The organism is Mesorhizobium sp. WSM4840, assembly GCF_055811755.1.
The window spans coordinates 67,244-84,506 of record NZ_JBVVQD010000013.1; the positions used below are offsets into that span (position 1 = coordinate 67,244).

General features: G+C 62.7%; 22 protein-coding genes and 1 pseudogene. 7 read left to right on the forward strand and 16 right to left on the reverse strand.

Going from position 1 to position 17,263, the window contains the following annotated elements; all coding sequences use genetic code 11:
• Positions 1-55: 55 nt before the first annotated feature.
• The gene (locus AC0L3I_RS18445; protein ID WP_473488212.1) at positions 56-787 is read left to right on the forward strand and encodes an SDR family oxidoreductase; all 732 of its coding nucleotides are present in this window, start codon (positions 56-58) and stop codon (positions 785-787) included.
• Here the strand turns inward: AC0L3I_RS18445 and AC0L3I_RS18450 are convergent.
• Together AC0L3I_RS18450 and AC0L3I_RS18455 are read right to left on the reverse strand one after the other, a co-directional pair.
• On the reverse strand, positions 738-1,685 hold the full coding sequence (locus AC0L3I_RS18450; protein ID WP_473527826.1) for a LysR family transcriptional regulator: 948 nt from the start codon (positions 1,683-1,685) through the stop codon (positions 738-740). The genes AC0L3I_RS18445 and AC0L3I_RS18450 overlap by 50 nt on opposite strands.
• A 22-nt stretch (positions 1,686-1,707) precedes the next feature.
• Entirely contained in the window at positions 1,708-2,610 is a 903-nt protein-coding gene (locus AC0L3I_RS18455; RefSeq protein WP_095492299.1) for a S1C family serine protease, read from the reverse strand.
• A 262-nt stretch (positions 2,611-2,872) separates the two neighbouring features.
• Between AC0L3I_RS18455 and yghU the strand changes: the two genes are divergently transcribed.
• Positions 2,873-3,739, forward strand: coding sequence for a glutathione-dependent disulfide-bond oxidoreductase (yghU, locus tag AC0L3I_RS18460; protein WP_473488214.1), 867 nt, complete (start codon positions 2,873-2,875; stop codon positions 3,737-3,739).
• A 699-nt stretch (positions 3,740-4,438) separates the two neighbouring features.
• Here yghU and AC0L3I_RS18465 read toward each other — a convergent pair.
• Positions 4,439-4,630, reverse strand: coding sequence for a hypothetical protein (locus AC0L3I_RS18465; protein WP_473527827.1), 192 nt, complete (start codon positions 4,628-4,630; stop codon positions 4,439-4,441).
• A gap of 295 nt (positions 4,631-4,925) precedes the next feature.
• Here AC0L3I_RS18465 and AC0L3I_RS18470 point away from each other — a divergent pair, with 295 nt between their 5' ends.
• Complete coding sequence (locus AC0L3I_RS18470) at positions 4,926-5,312, forward strand: sulfotransferase family protein (protein WP_473527828.1); 387 nt, start codon at positions 4,926-4,928, stop codon at positions 5,310-5,312.
• Entirely contained in the window at positions 5,264-5,668 is a 405-nt protein-coding gene (locus AC0L3I_RS18475) for a sulfotransferase (protein ID WP_473527898.1), read from the forward strand. Before AC0L3I_RS18470 ends, AC0L3I_RS18475 begins: the two co-directional genes overlap by 49 nt.
• A 255-nt stretch (positions 5,669-5,923) precedes the next feature.
• Here the strand turns inward: AC0L3I_RS18475 and minE are convergent, their stop codons facing one another.
• The 4 genes from minE to AC0L3I_RS18495 form a co-directional block, all read right to left on the reverse strand.
• Positions 5,924-6,196 (reverse strand): cell division topological specificity factor MinE, encoded by a 273-nt coding sequence (gene minE / locus AC0L3I_RS18480; RefSeq protein ID WP_473527829.1) that lies wholly within the window; start codon positions 6,194-6,196, stop codon positions 5,924-5,926.
• On the reverse strand, positions 6,193-7,008 hold the full coding sequence (gene minD, locus AC0L3I_RS18485; protein WP_095492283.1) for a septum site-determining protein MinD: 816 nt from the start codon (positions 7,006-7,008) through the stop codon (positions 6,193-6,195). The genes minE and minD overlap by 4 nt, the downstream gene beginning before the upstream one ends.
• A 103-nt stretch (positions 7,009-7,111) precedes the next feature.
• Complete coding sequence (gene minC, locus AC0L3I_RS18490; protein ID WP_473527830.1) at positions 7,112-7,873, reverse strand: septum site-determining protein MinC; 762 nt, start codon at positions 7,871-7,873, stop codon at positions 7,112-7,114.
• A gap of 167 nt (positions 7,874-8,040) precedes the next feature.
• On the reverse strand, positions 8,041-8,484 hold the full coding sequence (locus AC0L3I_RS18495; RefSeq protein WP_473527831.1) for a hypothetical protein: 444 nt from the start codon (positions 8,482-8,484) through the stop codon (positions 8,041-8,043).
• A 265-nt stretch (positions 8,485-8,749) separates the two neighbouring features.
• Between AC0L3I_RS18495 and AC0L3I_RS18500 the strand changes: the two genes are divergently transcribed.
• On the forward strand, positions 8,750-9,463 hold the full coding sequence (locus AC0L3I_RS18500) for an SOS response-associated peptidase (RefSeq protein ID WP_473527832.1): 714 nt from the start codon (positions 8,750-8,752) through the stop codon (positions 9,461-9,463).
• On the opposite strand, the gene AC0L3I_RS18505 is transcribed toward AC0L3I_RS18500, so the two are convergent.
• Positions 9,460-9,720 carry a hypothetical protein gene (locus AC0L3I_RS18505; protein WP_473527833.1) on the reverse strand — a complete coding sequence of 87 codons (261 nt, stop codon included), beginning with the start codon at positions 9,718-9,720 and terminating at the stop codon, positions 9,460-9,462. The genes AC0L3I_RS18500 and AC0L3I_RS18505 overlap by 4 nt on opposite strands.
• Before the next feature lie 3 nt (positions 9,721-9,723).
• Positions 9,724-9,984, reverse strand: coding sequence for a hypothetical protein (locus tag AC0L3I_RS18510; RefSeq protein ID WP_473527834.1), 261 nt, complete (start codon positions 9,982-9,984; stop codon positions 9,724-9,726).
• Positions 9,985-10,120: 136 nt separating this feature from the next.
• Between AC0L3I_RS18510 and AC0L3I_RS18515 the strand changes: the two genes are divergently transcribed.
• Complete coding sequence (locus AC0L3I_RS18515) at positions 10,121-10,300, forward strand: hypothetical protein (RefSeq protein WP_473527835.1); 180 nt, start codon at positions 10,121-10,123, stop codon at positions 10,298-10,300.
• Positions 10,301-10,572: 272 nt separating this feature from the next.
• The gene (locus AC0L3I_RS18520; RefSeq protein WP_473527836.1) at positions 10,573-10,995 is read left to right on the forward strand and encodes a VOC family protein; all 423 of its coding nucleotides are present in this window, start codon (positions 10,573-10,575) and stop codon (positions 10,993-10,995) included.
• A gap of 232 nt (positions 10,996-11,227) precedes the next feature.
• On the opposite strand, the gene AC0L3I_RS18525 is transcribed toward AC0L3I_RS18520, so the two are convergent.
• From AC0L3I_RS18525 to AC0L3I_RS18555, 7 genes and pseudogenes are all read right to left on the reverse strand, one after another.
• Positions 11,228-11,668 carry a hypothetical protein gene (locus AC0L3I_RS18525; protein ID WP_473527837.1) on the reverse strand — a complete coding sequence of 147 codons (441 nt, stop codon included), beginning with the start codon at positions 11,666-11,668 and terminating at the stop codon, positions 11,228-11,230.
• Between the two features lie 605 nt (positions 11,669-12,273).
• Positions 12,274-12,375 (reverse strand): annotated as a pseudogene (locus tag AC0L3I_RS18530) (BA14K family protein); the annotation flags it as partial.
• A 403-nt stretch (positions 12,376-12,778) separates the two neighbouring features.
• Positions 12,779-12,928: a hypothetical protein gene (locus AC0L3I_RS18535; RefSeq protein ID WP_023677295.1), complete on the reverse strand. Its 150-nt coding sequence runs from the start codon at positions 12,926-12,928 to the stop codon at positions 12,779-12,781.
• A 3-nt stretch (positions 12,929-12,931) separates the two neighbouring features.
• The gene (locus AC0L3I_RS18540; RefSeq protein ID WP_473527838.1) at positions 12,932-13,261 is read right to left on the reverse strand and encodes a DUF2934 domain-containing protein; all 330 of its coding nucleotides are present in this window, start codon (positions 13,259-13,261) and stop codon (positions 12,932-12,934) included.
• A gap of 123 nt (positions 13,262-13,384) precedes the next feature.
• Positions 13,385-14,047 (reverse strand): BA14K family protein, encoded by a 663-nt coding sequence (locus AC0L3I_RS18545; RefSeq protein ID WP_473527839.1) that lies wholly within the window; start codon positions 14,045-14,047, stop codon positions 13,385-13,387.
• A 389-nt stretch (positions 14,048-14,436) separates the two neighbouring features.
• The gene (locus AC0L3I_RS18550; protein ID WP_473527840.1) at positions 14,437-15,567 is read right to left on the reverse strand and encodes a KamA family radical SAM protein; all 1,131 of its coding nucleotides are present in this window, start codon (positions 15,565-15,567) and stop codon (positions 14,437-14,439) included.
• Between the two features lie 283 nt (positions 15,568-15,850).
• The gene (locus AC0L3I_RS18555; RefSeq protein ID WP_473527841.1) at positions 15,851-17,155 is read right to left on the reverse strand and encodes a mechanosensitive ion channel family protein; all 1,305 of its coding nucleotides are present in this window, start codon (positions 17,153-17,155) and stop codon (positions 15,851-15,853) included.
• Between the last annotated feature and the right edge of the window lie 108 nt (positions 17,156-17,263).

Here is a 17,263-nt window from a genome sequence, read left to right on the forward strand (position 1 = left end):
TTCGAGCCCAGGCCTGCGACTTACCCGCCGAAGTGGTCGTCTGTGGAAACGAAGGATGGCGGATATGACAAACAGCAAAGTTCTGGTCGTCGGCGGCAGCTCGGGAATGGGTCTGGCGCTGGCAAGGCGGTGTCTCGCGGCTGGCGCCAAGGTCGTCATCGCCGGGCGCAATGAGGACCGGCTGAAGTGCGCCCGCGAGGAGTTGGGCAACCCTGCCGCGCTGAACACCGTCGCGGTCGATATCGCCAGGGAGGACCAGGTCGCCGCTTTGTTCAGACGGATCGGCCGGCTCGACCATATCGTCAGCACCGCAGCCGATATCGAAGGCGCCTATGAGCTGTTGCCCGCGCTCGAGCTGAAGGCGGCCCAGAGGGTCGTTGAAAGCAAGTTCTACGGGCCGTTGCTCTTGGCCAAACATGGCGCGCCGATGCTCTCAGCCACGGGCTCCCTCACCTTCACGTCCGGCATTGCGGCCTACCGGCCGGCGGCGCGAGGCTCGGTCGTCGCCGCCGTCAACGCGGCGCTGGAGGGGCTCGTGCGGGCGCTCGCCATCGAACTGGCGCCCATCCGGGTCAACGCGGTGTCGCCTGGCTGGGTCGACACGCCGATCTGGAATTTCGTTGCCGGCGACAAGAAGGATGACACGCTGAGTGCGATGGCAGACCGGCTGCCGGTTGGGCGGGTCGGACAACCGGACGATATCGCCGACGCTATCTGCTTTTTGATAGGCAACGCTTTCACGACAGGGACGACACTGCATGTCGAGGGTGGGCACCGGCTGGTCTGATCGGCGCGAATTTGTCGCCCGCGGCCGCCAGCAGCAGTTTCAACGCTGGTGGCTGGACCCGCCTGCGGCGCCAGATCATGACGAGGCATGCCGTCCGGACCGCACCCGGCCAGGGCATTTCGATGATCTCGCCACGATCGAGCGCGTCGACCACCGCCAGACGAGGAACCAGACCAAGGCCAGCACCAGCCGACACCAGGCGCGCGATCGTGTCGATGCTGCCGACTTCGGCGGCAAGCTTTGGCGATGCAAGGCCTGCCTCGGCAAAAGCCTTGTCGAACAGGTGGCGATAGACGCATCCAGCTTCGGTGACCACGAAGCGCATGCTGCCGAGTGCCGCAAGGTCGCCTCTCATCGCTGCCTCCCCCGGTGGGACGACAAGGATCAATGGTTCCACCGAAATAGTCCGCCTGGCGAGGCGTTCGTCGAGGGCGCCCTTCTCGAAACCATCCCTGTCGAAGCAGAAGGCGACATCGATCTCGTCGTCTTCCAGCTTCCGCAGCAGATCGCCGCTGCCCGCGACCTTCAGCCGAAGATTGATGTCGGGATGTGAGGCCTGGAAATCCGGAAGCCATTGCGCAAGCTTCGCCGAGGCGATCGTCTCCAGCGCGCCGATCGTCATTGATCCGGCAGCGTGTCCGGCACTGGCGTCCACGGCAGCCCGTGCCTCTTCGGCCAGCATCAGAATCTCTTCGGCGTAGGGCTTCAGCGTGTCGCCTGCCAGCGTCAGTTGCAGGCCTTGCCTCGACCGCGTGAACAGGGCCGTGGCAAGCTCGGTTTCAAGCGTCTGGATCTGATCGCTCACGCTCGATTGCGCGAGGTGGATCTCCTCGGCCGCACGGGTGATGTTTCGACACCGCGCAACCGCGAGGAATGTCTTGAGCAGTCTTGGATGCATCAGGTGACCCGAATCGACTGCTTCACTGCAGCTGCGGCTTCTTGAGAAAGCTGTTGCGATCGGCCGACTTGACGCGCAGCCAGGTTTCGCGGCCGTCGCGCACAACCCGCAACGGGATCTCGGCGCCCGCCGGGTTCTGCCACAACTTGCGGTAGAAATCGGCGAGCCCGTCGACTTCGCCGTCGCGGACATCCGAGATGATGTCGCCCTGGCGCAGGCCGGCTTCGGCGGCCGGGCTGCCTTCGGCGACGCTCATCACCACAACCTCGCCATTGCTTTCGGCGGAGAAGGCTCCGAGCCATGGGCGCGGTGGCTTGGCAACCTGGCCGCGTGTCAGGAGATCGTCGAGAATGGGCGGCAGAAGGTCGATCGGCACCACCATGTTGATATCGGCGATCTCGCCGGCGCGGCTCATCTGCAGGCGCAGCGAACCGATGCCGAGCAGCCTGCCATCCTGCCCGATAAGTGCCGCACCTCCCCATGACGGATGGGCGGGCGCGGTGAAGATCGCTTCGTCCAGGAGATACTCCCAATAGCCGGCGAATTCCTGCTTGGTGACGATATGCGCGCTGACCGCCTGGCCGATGCCGTCGGCGAGCACCACCGGGTCGCCGGCCATCGCCCTGGCCGCGTCGCCAAAGGCCACCGCAGGCAGGCCGAGCGGCGCCAGCGCCTGCACCAGGCCGAAGCCCGATTCCTGGTCGTAGGCGAGCGCGTGCGCGGGAACCACGCGCCCGTTGTGGTCGGTCAGCCAGACTTCTTCCGCCTCGGTGATGAGATAGCCGATGGTGAGCACCAGCCCGTTATCGCGAATGACCACGCCGCTGCCTTCCCGGCTCGTGCCCAGCGCATTGGCGGTGAAGGCATCGTCCGGGATCGAGGCGCGCACCGCCACGATGGACCGCAAAATCGTATCGATGGTCATGCTCTCAATCCCGGTAAGCGATGCGTGGGCCGGCAAAGGCCCGATATGCCTATAGGTATGGCGCACGTGACGAGGCGCAAGGGCATCGGTGAGCCCTTCTCCCCTGGGAGAATCGGCATGCGGCCTCGACAATAGTTCAATATAAGTTGAACTTCCTGCTGCCCGAACTACCTATATCTATGTGTAGATGAACCTGCCCGACGAATCTCCCGCTTCCATGCGCAAGCTGACCCTCCCCGCTCACATCACAAGGCCTCCCGAGATGAACCAATACACACCGCCGAAAGTATGGACCTGGAACAAGGAAAATGGCGGCGCCTTCGCCCGCATCAACCGGCCGATCGCGGGCCCGACGCATGACAGGGAGTTGCCGGTCGGCAAGCATCCGCTGCAGCTTTACTCGCAGGCGACACCGAACGGCGTCAAGGTGACGATCATGCTGGAGGAGCTCTTGGCGCTCGGCCACAAAGGCGCCGAATATGACGCCTGGCTGATCAGGATCAACGACGGCGACCAGTTCGGCAGCGGCTTCGTCGAGGTCAACCCCAACTCCAAGATCCCGGCGCTGATGGACCGCAGCGGGCCAAAGCCGATCCGCGTCTTCGAATCCGGCTCGATCCTGGTGCATCTGGCCGAAAAATTCGGCGAATTCCTGCCGGCCGAGCAGCCGGCGCGCGCAGAAACCCTGTCGTGGCTGTTCTGGCAGATGGGCTCGGCGCCCTATCTCGGCGGCGGCTTCGGCCATTTCTATACCTATGCGCCGGAAAAGATCGAATATGCCATCGACCGCTTCGCCATGGAGACCAAGCGCCAGATGGACGTGCTCGACCGGCGCCTCGCTGAAAGCGAATATCTCGGCGGCGACGCCTACACGATTGCCGATATCGCCGTGTGGCCCTGGTATGGCGGGCTGGCCAAGGGCCGCATGTATAACGATGCCGGCGAGTTCCTGTCGGTCACGGAGTACAGACACGTGCAGCGCTGGGCCGACGCGATCGACGCGCGGCCGGCGGTGCAGCGCGGGCGCATGGTCAACCGCACCTTCGGCGAGCCCGCGATGCAACTGCACGAGCGCCACGACGCCAGCGACTTCGACACCAAGACGCAGGACAAGCTGGCGGCGGAGTGAGCTGAGCAGATGACGCGTGGCGCCGGAGGGTTCCGGCGTCCGGAGGGACGGTCACTTGCTGCGCTGCTGTTCAACTCGACCACTGTAACGGCATGGATCCTAGGGTCTCCGCCACGTCGCTTCGCTCCTGCTCCGCCCTAGGATGACGAAGGCATGGTGGCTTGAGGCCAATCGCTGATGGTGAAAATTGGCAATTGCGTCGCCGCGTAGCGGTGGCGGTTGATGCCAAGCGCAAACCTCTAGGATTGGCTGAAACGACACTCCCCGTTCGTCATCCTGGGGCGAAGCGAACGCGAAGCGGAGCGCAGACCTAGGATCCATGCCGTTACGGTGACCGAGAAGTGCAGCGATCCAGTGCTGGCCCCTACGGTCAGCCTGAATCTCAACAAACCTTAGCCTCAACCGAGCAGCATCGATAGAGGCAGGAAGCACTTGGGAGTTCAGGATTGCACAAGCCGCAGGCAGGCTTCCGCGCTGCCCAATCCAGGCATATGTATCCGCAAATATATACTGGTTGGCTAAAGTAACGGAACGTCCAATGCACATTCCCAGAACCGAACAAGTCCGCTTTCAAACGGCTTAGACCATGCTGTCTATCTTATAAACATTATGGTCTAGGCATGTTGATATTGGTGCTGGCCTGACCTGGATCTCGAAACCGCAGACCGTCTCAATGGTCCAGCACTCGCGGGTCGCGGATTACCTGTGTGTCTTTCGCCCGGTTCCATAGATCAGCCGGATGACCAACACAAAATATCCAACCTGCGAAACGATCAAGGTAAGAACCGTCCAGCCCAGCGCCTTCCAGATCGAACCCGTTGCCAAAAAAGTCGAGAGCGCCACGACGAGTGACGCGGTGGCCATCCCCACCAGGAACTGTGGAAAATTCATCGTTTTTCACGGCCGTCCCGGAGCTTCTAACAGCCGCGACGACCACCCTTGCCCATTTACCCCACACCAACGTTTTCACCCTTTCAATGGTTGCGCAAGTGGCAAATGGATCAGAAGTGTGTGCATGATTAATGCATCCTATGGTTGAGACGCTTCGTGGCTGATGCTGTCCATTCAAAAGAGCTGATCTGGTGAGGGAAGGCACGACGGAAATTTGTTGCGTGCCGGGCGCTCGGGGCGCAACGTAGGCGCTGCGGACTGCGATAAAACAAGAAGATCAGTCCAGGGAGAATGCATGGCGCTCAAGGTAATCGGCGCGGGGTTCGGACGCACGGGCACATGGTCGACCTTTGCCGCGCTGAACAGGCTCGGCCTTCCCTGCTATCACATGCAGGAAGTGATCCTCAACAAGGCCAACAAGGGCCACCTCGACTTCTGGCGCAAGGTAGCGAACAGCAAGCCCGGCACGCCGCTCGACTGGGACCGGGTGTTTGCCAACTACACGGCGACGGTCGACAATCCCGGCTGCTGCGTGTGGCGGGAGCTGCTGGCCGAATACCCTGACGCCAAGGTGCTGCTGACGCTTCACCCGAGCGCGGCGCCGAAGGCTGGTACGACAGCACGATCGACACGATCTACTTCACCGAGAATCTCTGGCAGTTCAAGATTTTGGAGTGGCTGACGCCGTTCGGCCGAAAATTCGGCGACATGTCGCGCAAGCTGATCTGGGGCCGCCTGCTGGCCGGCGTGATGGACGACCGCGAGCGGGCGATCGCACGCTACAACGCCTACACCGAGGAGGTGAAGGCAGCCGTGCCGCCGGAAAAGCTGCTGGTGTTCACGGTGACCGAAGGCTGGGGGCCGCTGTGCCGCTTTCTCGGCGTGGCGGAACCGCAGGAGCCGTTCCCGAACCTCAATGACCGCTCAAGCGTCAAGAAGGTGATCCGCGACGTCATCAAGGGATCCTACATCATTCTCGGGCTGTCGATCGCCGGAGTGGTGGCGGTGCTGGGCGGGGTTTTGTGGTGGCTGGGGTAGTGGCCAGGAGATCACGCCAGGCAATCGCTTCAGACAAACCGGGTGTTGGGATGACCACTGTCGATGTCGGCGCCGCCCCTCATTGCCCTGCCGGGCATTTCTCCCCGTATAGTGACGGGGAGAAGATGCCGGCAGGCAGATGAGGGGCAGCGCAAAGCGGAAGGGATTGCCCTGGGTAAAACCCACCAGCGCTGGCCAGCCGCGCTCAACTCATGGAGCCAGTTTCCGGCGCTTCTCTGGCCGCAACACTGCCGCTCAGGCCGACATGGCCAGCGGCCTTGCGCTCTTGTTGGGGATCTGGATGTCGATTTCCAGCGTCGACATCGTCTCGCCGCGATCCATCGAGACCTGGAGAAAATCCTGGTCGATTTGCACATGCTTGGCGATGACGGCCATGATCTCCTCGCGCAGCACCGAGACGAGATCGGGCTGGCTGCGGTTGCGGCGCTCATAGGCGAGCAGCACCTGCAGCCGCTCGCGCGCCACCGGCGCGCTGCCGCGCCGCTTGAAGAGGTCTAACAGGCTCATGCTGCCCTCCTTCCAAAAAGCCGGTCGAGAAAGCCCTTGCGCTCGAACGGCACGACGACCGGCAGGTCCTCGCCCTCGAGCCGTTTGGCCGCCTCGATATAGGCGCGGGCGGCGGAATTGGTGGGATCGCTGAGCGTCACCGGCGAACCGAGGTTGGAGGCCTTGAGCACGTCCTGGCTCTCGGGAATGATCCCCAGGAGCGGCGTCGACAGGATCTCCAGAACGTCGTCGATCGAGAGCATTTCGCCGCGTGCCGCGCGCGCCGCATCATAGCGCGTCACCAGCACGTGCTTGGCGATCTGCTCGCCCCGCTCGGCCTTGACGGTCCTGGCATCGAGCAGGCCGATGATGCGATCGGAATCGCGCACCGAGCTGACTTCCGGGTTGGTGACGATGACCGCCTCGTCGGCAAAGCGCATGGCGAGCTGCGCGCCGCGCTCGATGCCGGCCGGGCTGTCGCAGAAGACGTAGTCGAACACCGAGCGCAGCTTGTCGATCACCTCGCCGACGCCCTCCTCGGTCAGCGCATCCTTGTCGCGCGTCTGCGAGGCCGGCAGCAGGAACAGCGTCTCGACCCGCTTGTCGCGGATCAGCGCCTGCGAGAGCTTGGCCGTTCCCTGGATGACGTTGACCAGATCGAACACCACCCGCCGCTCGGCGCCCATGATCAGATCGAGATTCCTTAAGCCGACGTCGAAGTCGACCAGAGCCACCTTCTTGCCGGTTCTCGCGACCGCAGCGCCAAGGGCGGCCGTCGAGGTCGTCTTGCCGACGCCCCCCTTGCCGGAGGTGACCACCACTACCTTGCCCATCTATGCCTCCATTATTGTTGGTATTGTTAAGCGTCTGAATTATGCGATGCGCTTAAGTCTTTGTTTTTATTCAAAAACCGCTGCGTACTTTCGGGCGACTGCATTAGCTGAACGGCGCGATGCGCAGCGTGTCTTTTTCGAGAAATGCCTGGACGGCTTTTCCACGCAAGGACGGCTCCATCTCCTCGGCGGTGCAATACCAGCCGTCGACCGACAGCAGCTCGGCCTCGTTTTTGCGGCAGAAGATGCGCGCCGCCGAATGGCCGAGCACGCCGGCCGACGCCCGCCCGCGCAGCGTGCCGTAGACATGGATGGAGCCGGCGGCGACGATCTCGGAACCGGAGGCGACGGAGCCGAGCACGATGACGTCGCCATGCGCATGAAAGACCGACTGGCCCGAGCGGATCGGCGTCTTGACCATCAGTGTGGCCGGCGCGTCCGGCTGCCTGTCTTCTGGCTGCTTGCCCTGTTCCGCCTTGCCTTCTTCTGCCTTGCCCGCATCTTCTGGCCTGACCTTGGCGTCGGCCTGCATCAGCAGCCCGGCAGTGGCCTCCTTCGCGCCGATCAGCACCGGCGGCAGATTGGCCTCAAGCGCCGTGCTGCCGTCGAGCTCGATGGCATAAATGCGGATGCCTCGCAGGCCAAGCTCGGCGACCAGCGCTTCGATCTGACGGACCTCAGGCTTCAGCGTGTTGAGGTTAAGCACTACCGGCCGGCCGGCGAAATAGCCGGGAGAATTGCCGATCCAGCGATCGAGGCTCTCCAGCCACTCCGAAAGCGGCGCCTCCGGGGTGAGCGTGAAGGCGACAAAGGAGCGGGCGCGAAAACGAATGGATTTGGTCTCGACGGGGGCGGCGAAGGTCACGGACAGCGATTCCTTACTGATAGGTAAACGCTAGCCAGCCATGGTTAACGAAAGGTTAACGGAGGGGGTGTTCGCGACATTAGGAAGCCATTTACTGACAGGCTCGACGGTGTCAGCAGCCGAGCGGACAGCGCTGGAATTCCTGCCCTTCCTCGACACCTTGCTGGCTAAGTGCCCTTCGCTGCGTCCTCGATCAGTTCTGCAAGCAAGGCAGAGAACCGCTCGTCAGTCCTATCCCCTATGTTTCCCACGTCTCTCGCCACCATCCCGGGCGAAGAGACTGACACTTGCCCACTCAGCTGAACGTTGACCGTGAACGTTCTTCCGACTGGCTCCTTCTCCATTCCTCGCTTCCCATAGACTTTGAACCGAATGGATGGTGTTGACGCTTTGGCTTGGCGGCGTGGCGCGGTGTCCATGTCGACAGTCACCTCGCCCGCCACCTCAGCCTTGGCCGCTTCCAACGAGGCAACAACGACGTCGTTTAGCCAGGCCCTGGCTTGCGCGCCGAAGTCCACCACACCTCCCTCGGCCTTCTCATTGCGGACCTTCCCCTCTTGCTCACGGGCTTCCTTCCCGCGCTCAAGGGCTTCTTTGAATTTAGACATCATGATTTGCCTCCGATTATAAGCGCATGAGACCAGCCGTCACATCGCTATGCTCCTCCTAATGGGTAGAACGCGCACAGTCGGCGTCCGTTGCGTAAGCGGAGCCCGCGGGTTCGCCGCTGCGCACGGTAGGTGTCCTTCCGCCGGGGTGGCGGCGGTGATCGCGCGCTGTGGTGGTGGCGGGGTAGCGTGTCAGCAGCCAGCCGGACAGCGCTGGAAATTACCTGCCCTTTCCCACAAGATGCCTGAACATCCCCCGGGGCTCGATATGTGCAACCTCTACAACATCACCACCAGCCAGGAGGCGATCCGCCAGTGGACCCGCGCCTTGCGCGATAGTCTCGGCAATCTCGAGCCCTCCATCGACATCTACCCCAACCAGCCCGGCCCGGTGGTGCGCAATGCGCCGGACGGTGAGCGGGAACTGGCCAACCTGCTGTGGGGCATGCCGACGCCGATTGAGCGGGTGAAGGGCAAGGCCGACTATGGCACCACCAACATCCGTAACCCGCAATACGGCCACTGGCAGCAATATCTCGGCGTCGAGAACCGCTGCGTGGTGCCGCTCACCAGTTTTGCCGAGCCGAGTCCGACGCCCGGCGACAAGGATCCGGATACCGGTATCCAGAAAAACTACTGGTTCGCGCTGAACGAGGAGCGGCCGCTGTTCTTCTTCGCCGGCCTGTGGACGCGCTGGCAAGGCGTGCGCAAGGTCAAGGACGGCCCCGGCGAGTTCGAGCTCTACGGTTTTCTGACCACCAGGCCAAACGCGCTGATCGCGCCGATCCATGAGAAGGCCATGCCCGTCATCCTGACAACCCAGGAGGAAACCGAGACCTGGCTGACCGCGCCGTGGTCGGAGGCCAGGCACCTGCAGCGCACGGCACCCGACGACGCGCTGGTGATCGTCGACAAGCCGGCGACGCAGATAAAGTTTCCGCCGCAGGCGCCACAGGCGCCGGTACAGGGTTCGCTGTTCTAAAGCTTGAACTTCTGCAGCACCCAGATGTAGCCCTTCGGCGGATGGTCCTGGTCGATGAACTGGGTCTTCACCGTCGTGTTCGTCCGGCTGCACCGCTTGCACTTGAACCGGATGGTCTCCAGCGGCTTGTTCCAGCCCACCAACTTGGCCACGTCGTTCGCCCTGAAACGTCCGACATGGTAGCAGTGGCCGCACTCCACGATCAGCAGCATGTTGGCCTTCGCGGCACGTCCAACGCTGTCCATCGGCCCGGCCATGGCTCATTTCCGAGTCAAATAGTCCTCGGGAAGCGGAAGCAGGCCAAGATCCGGCACCCGGAAATCGAGCTCCTTCTCCGCTACGCTGCCCAACACCTCATGCAATTTGTCGACAAGCCCGCACAGCTGCCAAAACAGCTCGCCATGCGCTTTCAGATGCAGTTGCGACGAAAGCACCGTCCTGCGCAGGCTGAGAGCATCCCTGATGATCGCCTCCGCATGCCTCGCTGACAGCCTGTCAAACCGGCTTTTTCGTCTGCCCATCGCGGCTCTCCCCAGTTTGTGAGCAACCGGCCCCACCTACTGAAAATAGGAAGGCATTCCTCGCGGAGTCAATTCACCCTTGACATTTTTGTTCCCGTTTTGTTCAATTTGAACAGGAACTGTCGGAGGCATCGCCATGCACCACATCGTGACGCTGGACAGCCGCCAGGAGGCCGCCCTTCAGGCAGTCACCGACAATTTCATCGCCCAGCACAAGGGCGATGCGGTGAAGGCGCTCAAGAAAATGATCGTGCTGAATGGGCATCTGCAGGAGCGGCTTGATGCCCTGTCGTCACCACGCCGAGCGACGCGCTAAGCGCCCAGAGATGAGGGCAGCAGGACGCGTGTTCAATCGTGCCGTTCGAAGGTCGGCTTAGCGCCACTTCCGGTCGTTCATGACGAATCTCCGAACCGGACGTTCGCGCTAGGCCCGGAATCGACCCCATAGCTGCCGTTCCCGCGATACAAAGAGCTGTTGCAAGCTGGCATCAGCTGGAGCCGACGCTGAGCCGAGCCGTTGCGGAACTCGTCGCGGAACCATAATCTTGGGCACTGATGTGAGCCCGTGATACTGCGCGAGGTCCCGCAATGGCTTACGAGGCCGCCAAAAGACCGTTGTTCCGAAAACTCGACAACTATCTACTGCATGTGAGCGATCTTGACGAAGCCATATCCTTTTATCGGGATCGGCTCGGCCATGCCCTCATCTGGCGGGACGCGGAAGCTGCCGGCTTCGCGTTGCCTGAAGCAGATGCAGAACTAGTAGTTCATCTTCGTATTGGTCCAGAGACTGATATTCTGGTTGATGATGTGGACGCGGCATTTCGAGAATTTTTGGCAGCGGGCGGAACGACAGTGGAACCGCCGTTCGACATCGCGATCGGACGATGCGCCCGTGTATGTGACCCTTTCGGCAACGTGCTTGTAATATTGGATCAATCGAAGGGAACGTTCACGACGGACGCGGAGCAGAATGTTATCGGCGTAGAGCCCGCGGGTAATCCAACCTGAACGTCGACATTCCACCCGATCGCGACGTAGAACGCTCCGTTGCGGTACAATCCGAGCCGATGCGCCGGCCGGCTCGGTCGCGCCACGAGCGGACGCTTGGCGCGTATTACCCGAGCGTCTCGATTGGGGCCGACAGTGGAATGGCCGCTTCCTAGATGGTAGCGCTGAAAGCCGACCCTTTGTATTCAGCGTAGTGGGCCGACTGCAGGGACGACGAACGGAGCGACGGCCCCTACTTCACCGTGATGGCAATACCGCTGAGATCGGCGTTGACTTGCAGGCCTACCTGCTTGCCTGAGAGTTCGAGTTGGGCGCCCTTGTCATTGGTCATGACGATCACCTGGGCCCCTTTGCCGAACGCGCCGCCACCGCCCGCCGCACCGTAGACCCCCGTCACATCTTGGACGCGGCGAATGTGGCGCACGGTACCATGGAAATAGGTCTTAGAAGCCCCGAAGGCGAGGCCGCCCGAGATGCCGCCGACAGAGATGGGATAGCGGCGACCATGGAAGGTCAGCGTGCCCTCGCCTCCAGAGCCACCCACAAAGAAGGCAGCCTTGTAGACTGAGAAGCGGATCGTACCGCTGTCGGCATGCGCGGAGCCGGCAAAGCTGATTCCTGCTGCAGCGACAACCGCAGCCGCGACTGAACGAAATCTGAACGAAATCTTCATGATGCGAGTCTCCTCAAGATCGAGGCTTACCCAGCCAGGAGGGCACGTCAGCGTCATGCCAAAGTCACAGCTGAACAGTCTCGCCCGTCATTAGTTCCAAGCACGCGGCCTGAATCCGGCTGCGAGAAGGCGGCCACGAAACGAGGCGGATGGCAACATAGTCTCGGTGGCAGGGCCGGTGGCAGCCAACGCTCGGCTGACTCAGGATTGCCTGCACGAGATCTAGAGCCACGAAAGCGAGGTGATGCGCAAAGCTGTAAACATTTAACAACCCACAACCTTTGACCGCGTTGCTGAGATGTGCTCGGAGGCTCGTCGCGACGCCAAGTACAGCGCGGTCAAAGGAGATGTCTGCTTCCGAAAATGGTCCCGAAAGGTCCGATCAGGGTCAAAACAGGCCGTTCACGGATATCCGATTTCTCTGCATGCCGTGGCTTGAATAAAGACAGTCCTTAACCGAGGCATTTCTTCTCGATCTCGCGAATCCGCCACGCCTCACCGTCCCGCGCCTCGACATAGCACGGCCCGAGCGGCGCCTTCCCTCCGCCTTCCGGCAAGTCCAGCACGTAGTTTGCCTATGCCCGACAGGCGCGCGAGGCGCCTGCCTACTCGCACTGCCTGCGCGGGCCGCCGGAATAGGGTTGGTAGCTGTTGTCTTCCGGCCGATACGAGCGGTAGCGGCTGAAGCAATATTGCACGTGGTCGGGCGAAAGCTGGGCGGCGCCGGTTTCACCCGGCGGAACGTCGCCATCCATTGGCAACGTGTCGCTCGCCTCGACATAGCTGGCGCCATCGTAGGGAGCGGCGCGGTGATGCATTTAGAAAGTACAATAGTCCGCTTGGCCACGTCGCAAGCGAACGCTTCGTCACTGAAAGTTTGATGTCGCTTGCGCGAGGTGCATCAGGTACGGTTCTGAACAATTTGCGTACCGTGCTAAAATCCGCGGGCGACCGCCATGGGCGTCGCTACCTGCTTCCGGACTAAGGCTTGGTGGACGCACCATGTTCTCGAACACTGTCCGGAGCAGAGATGCGTGGCCGCCGACTTCGCAGGCTCAGGTTCCGGCAGGCATCCGGCGCCGCTGCCTGGCAAGCGACGGCACGCCCCCCTCAATGCCTCTTGAAATACTGCACCTCGCGTTCGTGCTTCTCGGCAGCCTCGCGGGTGTCAAACGTCCCGAGATTGCGGCGCTTGCCGGTCTTTTCGTCCTTCTTGCGCGAATAGAGGCGGTATTTTCCGTCTTTGAGTTTTCTGATCATCTGTCACTCCCCGAGCCGCTGCTTCCCCTTGAGATTGCGCGCGGCTTGTTCGATCGCCGCCCGGTCGTTGCCCAGCCTGTCGATCAGCTCCTGCGCCTGTTCGCCCGATATGCCGGTGCGCGCCGCCAGGGCCTCCACCGTCAAGATGTCGGAGCTCGCGACCTCGCGGGTTTCCGGCAGGGCATCGCCTGCCGTCAGCGGCAGGGCTGCCTCCCTGTCGATCTCGGCCTCGGCCCGGTGCCAGTGCCGCTCGGGATCGCCATGGATCCCACCTTCGCGTTCCCAGATCTGGTATGCGCGCTCACGAATCTTGTCTTCCTGGTCGTCGTTCATGTTGATTCCTCCTTTGGGTATCGGATGAACGCAACGCCAACCCGAACGATCCAAGAAATCTGCGTGATCGGGGTCGCACAAGGCGCCATGCACTGCGGCCGCCAGCCCGCCACCCGCCCCCGCCTACTCGCACTGCCTGCGCGGGCCGCCGGAGTAGGGCTGGTAGCTGTTGTCTTCCGGTCGATAGGAGCGGTAGCGGCTGAAGCAATAGTCCACGTGGTCGGGCGGAAGCTGGGCGGCGTCCCAATACGATGCGCCCTCATCCGACGGGACGTCGCCATCCATTGGCCAAGTGTCGGTCGCCTCGACATAGCCGGCGCCATCGTCGGGAGGCTGTGCGGCGTGGTCGGCCGCGCCGGCGTCGAGATAGGGCGAGATGCAGGGACGCTGCTCTCCGCTGTAGGATGTGTAGTGGTCGTCGCTTGGCCTGTAGGAGCGGTAGCGGCTTGCGCACCATTCCACATGGGCGGCGGGCACCGCCTGCTGCTCGTCCGTTGCCGGCTTGATGGCGCCGGTAACGGCGCCCGCCGAAGCTGCGGCATCGGCAGGTTTCGAGGTGCGGTCAACCGGGACCTTCGGGACCTCGCGGGCGGGAAGGCGCTCAAGACGCTGCGAAGCAGGGTCCACCTTCCGCGGCTCCCTGGGCCACAGTTCGGCAACGCTGGAGGTCGGGGCGGCCTGCCGCACCGGCTCGGCGGAAAGAATCCATACGGCGAACGCCAACCCGCTGGCGAAAACCGCCAGCGTCAGCACGAAGCCGCCAAGTACCGCCGATAAAGCTTTCACGCCGCGCTCCTTTGCCCCGTCATCTCTAAAATGCGAGGCATTGGATCCGGTTCCAACCCGGCGCGGCAGTTGGAGCTTCGCGCTCGAGGAAGGCCCCTCTCCGGCCGCTTCGCCGAGCCACCTGTCCGCCGCTTCACGGCAGGGCTATCGCAAATGGCCCCCTCACCCGGATTGCCAACCGAATTGCGAAGGGCAATTCGGGACAATCCGACCTCTCCCCAAGGGGAGAGGAGCGAGTGCTGACGCTTCTCTCTTCTCCCCGCCGGGGAGAAGGTGGCCGCCCACGGGTCTTGCCTGCGGCAAGCCCGAGGACAGGCTCCGCGGCCGGATGAGGGGACAGTTCTGATATGCGATGCCCTGCCCGCTTCGCGGGGCGAGGAACCAAGCTTTTAAACGTCGCCGACAAGCTCCGTATAGGTCCTCAGCTCGCCATCCTGCCCGCGAATCCGCCACGTCTCGCCGTCCTGCGCCTCGATATAGCACGGGCCGAGCGGCACTTTGCCGCCGCCGTCCGGCAGGTCCAGCACATAGACGGGATTGCAGATTCCCGACAGGCGCGCGCGCAAGGCGCTGACCAGCGCCTGTCCCTGGTGAATAGTGGTGCGCCGATGCGCCATGCCGCGTGCGAGGTCGCCGTGGTGCAGGTAATAGGGTTTGACGCCGAGACGGTACATCAGCTCCCGGCACAGCTCCTCCAGCACCTCGACCGTGTCGTTGACGCCTTTCAGCAGAACGCTCTGATTCAGCAGCACGAAGCCGCCTTGTCTTAAAGTCCGGCAGGCCGCTTCGGTGGCCGGCGTGATCTCCCGCGCGTGGTTGAAATGGGTGACGACCGTGACCATCAGACGGCCCTGCAGGGAGCGAACCAGCCCCGATGTGACGCGCGAGGGCAGCGCGACGGGCACACGCGTGTGGATGCGTAAGAGCCGCACATGCGCAACCGCCTCGATGCGGGCGCGGATTTCCGCCAGCGCCCTGTCCGGCAGCGACAGCGGGTCGCCGCCGGTCAGGATCACCTCGCGGATTTCGGGGTGTTCCTCGATATAGGCAAAGGCCGGCTCCAGCGCCTCGCGTGAAAAACCCCGGCCGATCGAGGTGAGGGATTCCTTGCGAAAGCAGAACCGGCAATAGACCGCGCATTGATAGGTCGGGAACAGCAGAACCCGGTCGGCGTGGCGATGCGTCAATCGCGGCACCGGGCTGAAGGCGTGGTCGGCGATCGGATCGTCGAGCTCGCCTTCCTGCTCAGCCAGTTCTTCGGGCGAAGGGATGACCTGAAGCCGGATCGGGTCGGTGGAGTCGCTCCAGTCGATCAGGTCGAGATAGGCTTTTGGGATGCGAACCTTGTGGCGCGTGGCCGCGGCTTGAGCCGCGGCGCGCTCGGCTGGCGACAGCGGCAGGGAATCCAGGTCGCGCACCTGCCGCACGCCCGCGCGAACATCGCCCTGCCACGTGGTGTCGTCGTCGCCGGCGCGCTCGTCATCGGCCGCCATGCCGGGGATGTCGAGGTGTGAGGTCATCGAAGGCTCCTTGAGTTCGGAGCTGGATACAGCATTGAAGCCGAGGTGCGAACCCTTGCCGGATGGCACGGGGGGGAGGGAGACTTCCGCTGGCGCTGACCCCGGCAAATTGCCTGTCTTTCGGCGCCAAAGGGAAAGTACAGGCGCGCGGCAGCGTTCCCTCCCCCTTGTGGGGAGGGTTAGGGTGGGGGTCCATCTTCGCAAGAATCCAAATGCGATTGCCCAGCCTACAAGGGGGGAGATTGGCAGCTTCGGCGCCGCGACCCTGCTGCACCCTACCCCATCAGCGCCCGCGTAATTTCCCGGCGCCGCCATCCGGCTTCATGATGATCTCGCGATGCGGATAGGGGATGTCTATGCCGTTTTCCCTAAAAGTGTCCCACAGCGCCAGCAGTACCCTGCCGCGCACGTTGGTCAGACCTTGCTGAGGGTCGTGGATCCAGAAGCGCAGGACGAAATTGAGCGAGGACTCGCCGAAGTCGGTGAGCCAGCAGACCGGCCGCCGGTCCGCTTCGACCCGGCCGACGCTCATGGCGGCCGCTATCGCCAGTTCGCTGACCTTATGTGGGTCGGCGTCGTAGGAGACCCCGAAATTGACGTCGAGCCGCACAAGGTTATCGCTGAACGACCAGTTGATGACCCTTTGGGTGATGAAGTCTTCGTTCGGGATCAGGAATTCGCGGCCGTCGCGCGTCACCACCGAGACGAACCGCGCCCGCAATTCGCGAACCCAGCCGAAAGTACCTTCGAGCGAAATGGTGTCGCCCGGCTTGATCGACTTGTCGAGCAGGATGATCATGCCGGAGACGAAATTTGAAACGACCTTTTGCAGTCCGAAAGCCAGGCCGACGCCGACGGCGCCGGAGAATATCGTCAGAGCCGTCAGGTCGAGACCGACGGAAGACAGGGCGATGGCACCCGCCACCAGCACAAGGCCGATCTTTGCGACCTTGCCGACGAGGACGCGGATCGAGGGTGTCAGCTCTTCGGAGATCCGGACGCGCTCATCGATATACTTGCCGACGACCACCGCAAGCCAAACCGTGGCGATCAGCAGCAGCGCCGCTTTCAGCACGATGAGCGCCGAAAGGCGAACCGCGCCCAACGGTATTGCCAGGCTGTCCAGGAAAGCCGCAGCGTCGTCATCGATGCCCAGGATGACAAGGGCAGCATAGATCCAGGTCAGCCAGGCGAGAGCCCGCGCAACGAGGCGGTTGCGGATGATGCGCGACAGCACCGACGCGAACAGCCACGCGAGGGATAACGAGAGCGCGATATAGATGAAATGGCTCCGGCTTGGCCAGGTGATGGCGCGCATGAGAATGAGCGCGGCAAGCAGGAAGACCGTGAACAGGATCCAGTCGGTGCGTCGCAACAGGGCAACCACGACCCTCAACAGTCCGGGATGCCCCTTGATCTGGCGTGCCTGATCCTCCACGAGCGGTTCGATGCGCTGCGCCGCGAGCTTCGCGACCAGGAAGAGCACGACGATGATGGCAGCCTGATAGAAAAACCACGGCGTCACGGCGTAGTCGAACCATCGGCTGGCCCAGGCCAGCGATTCATCGAGGGCGTTGCGAAAATCCATTCCCACACGACCGTTATGGACTGGCGAACAGCCATCCACAATGTCGCCGGCCTCGTGAAGGGTCAAGCCGGCGATCGAGACGCCTTCAGCGCCCCCGCTCTGCGCCTC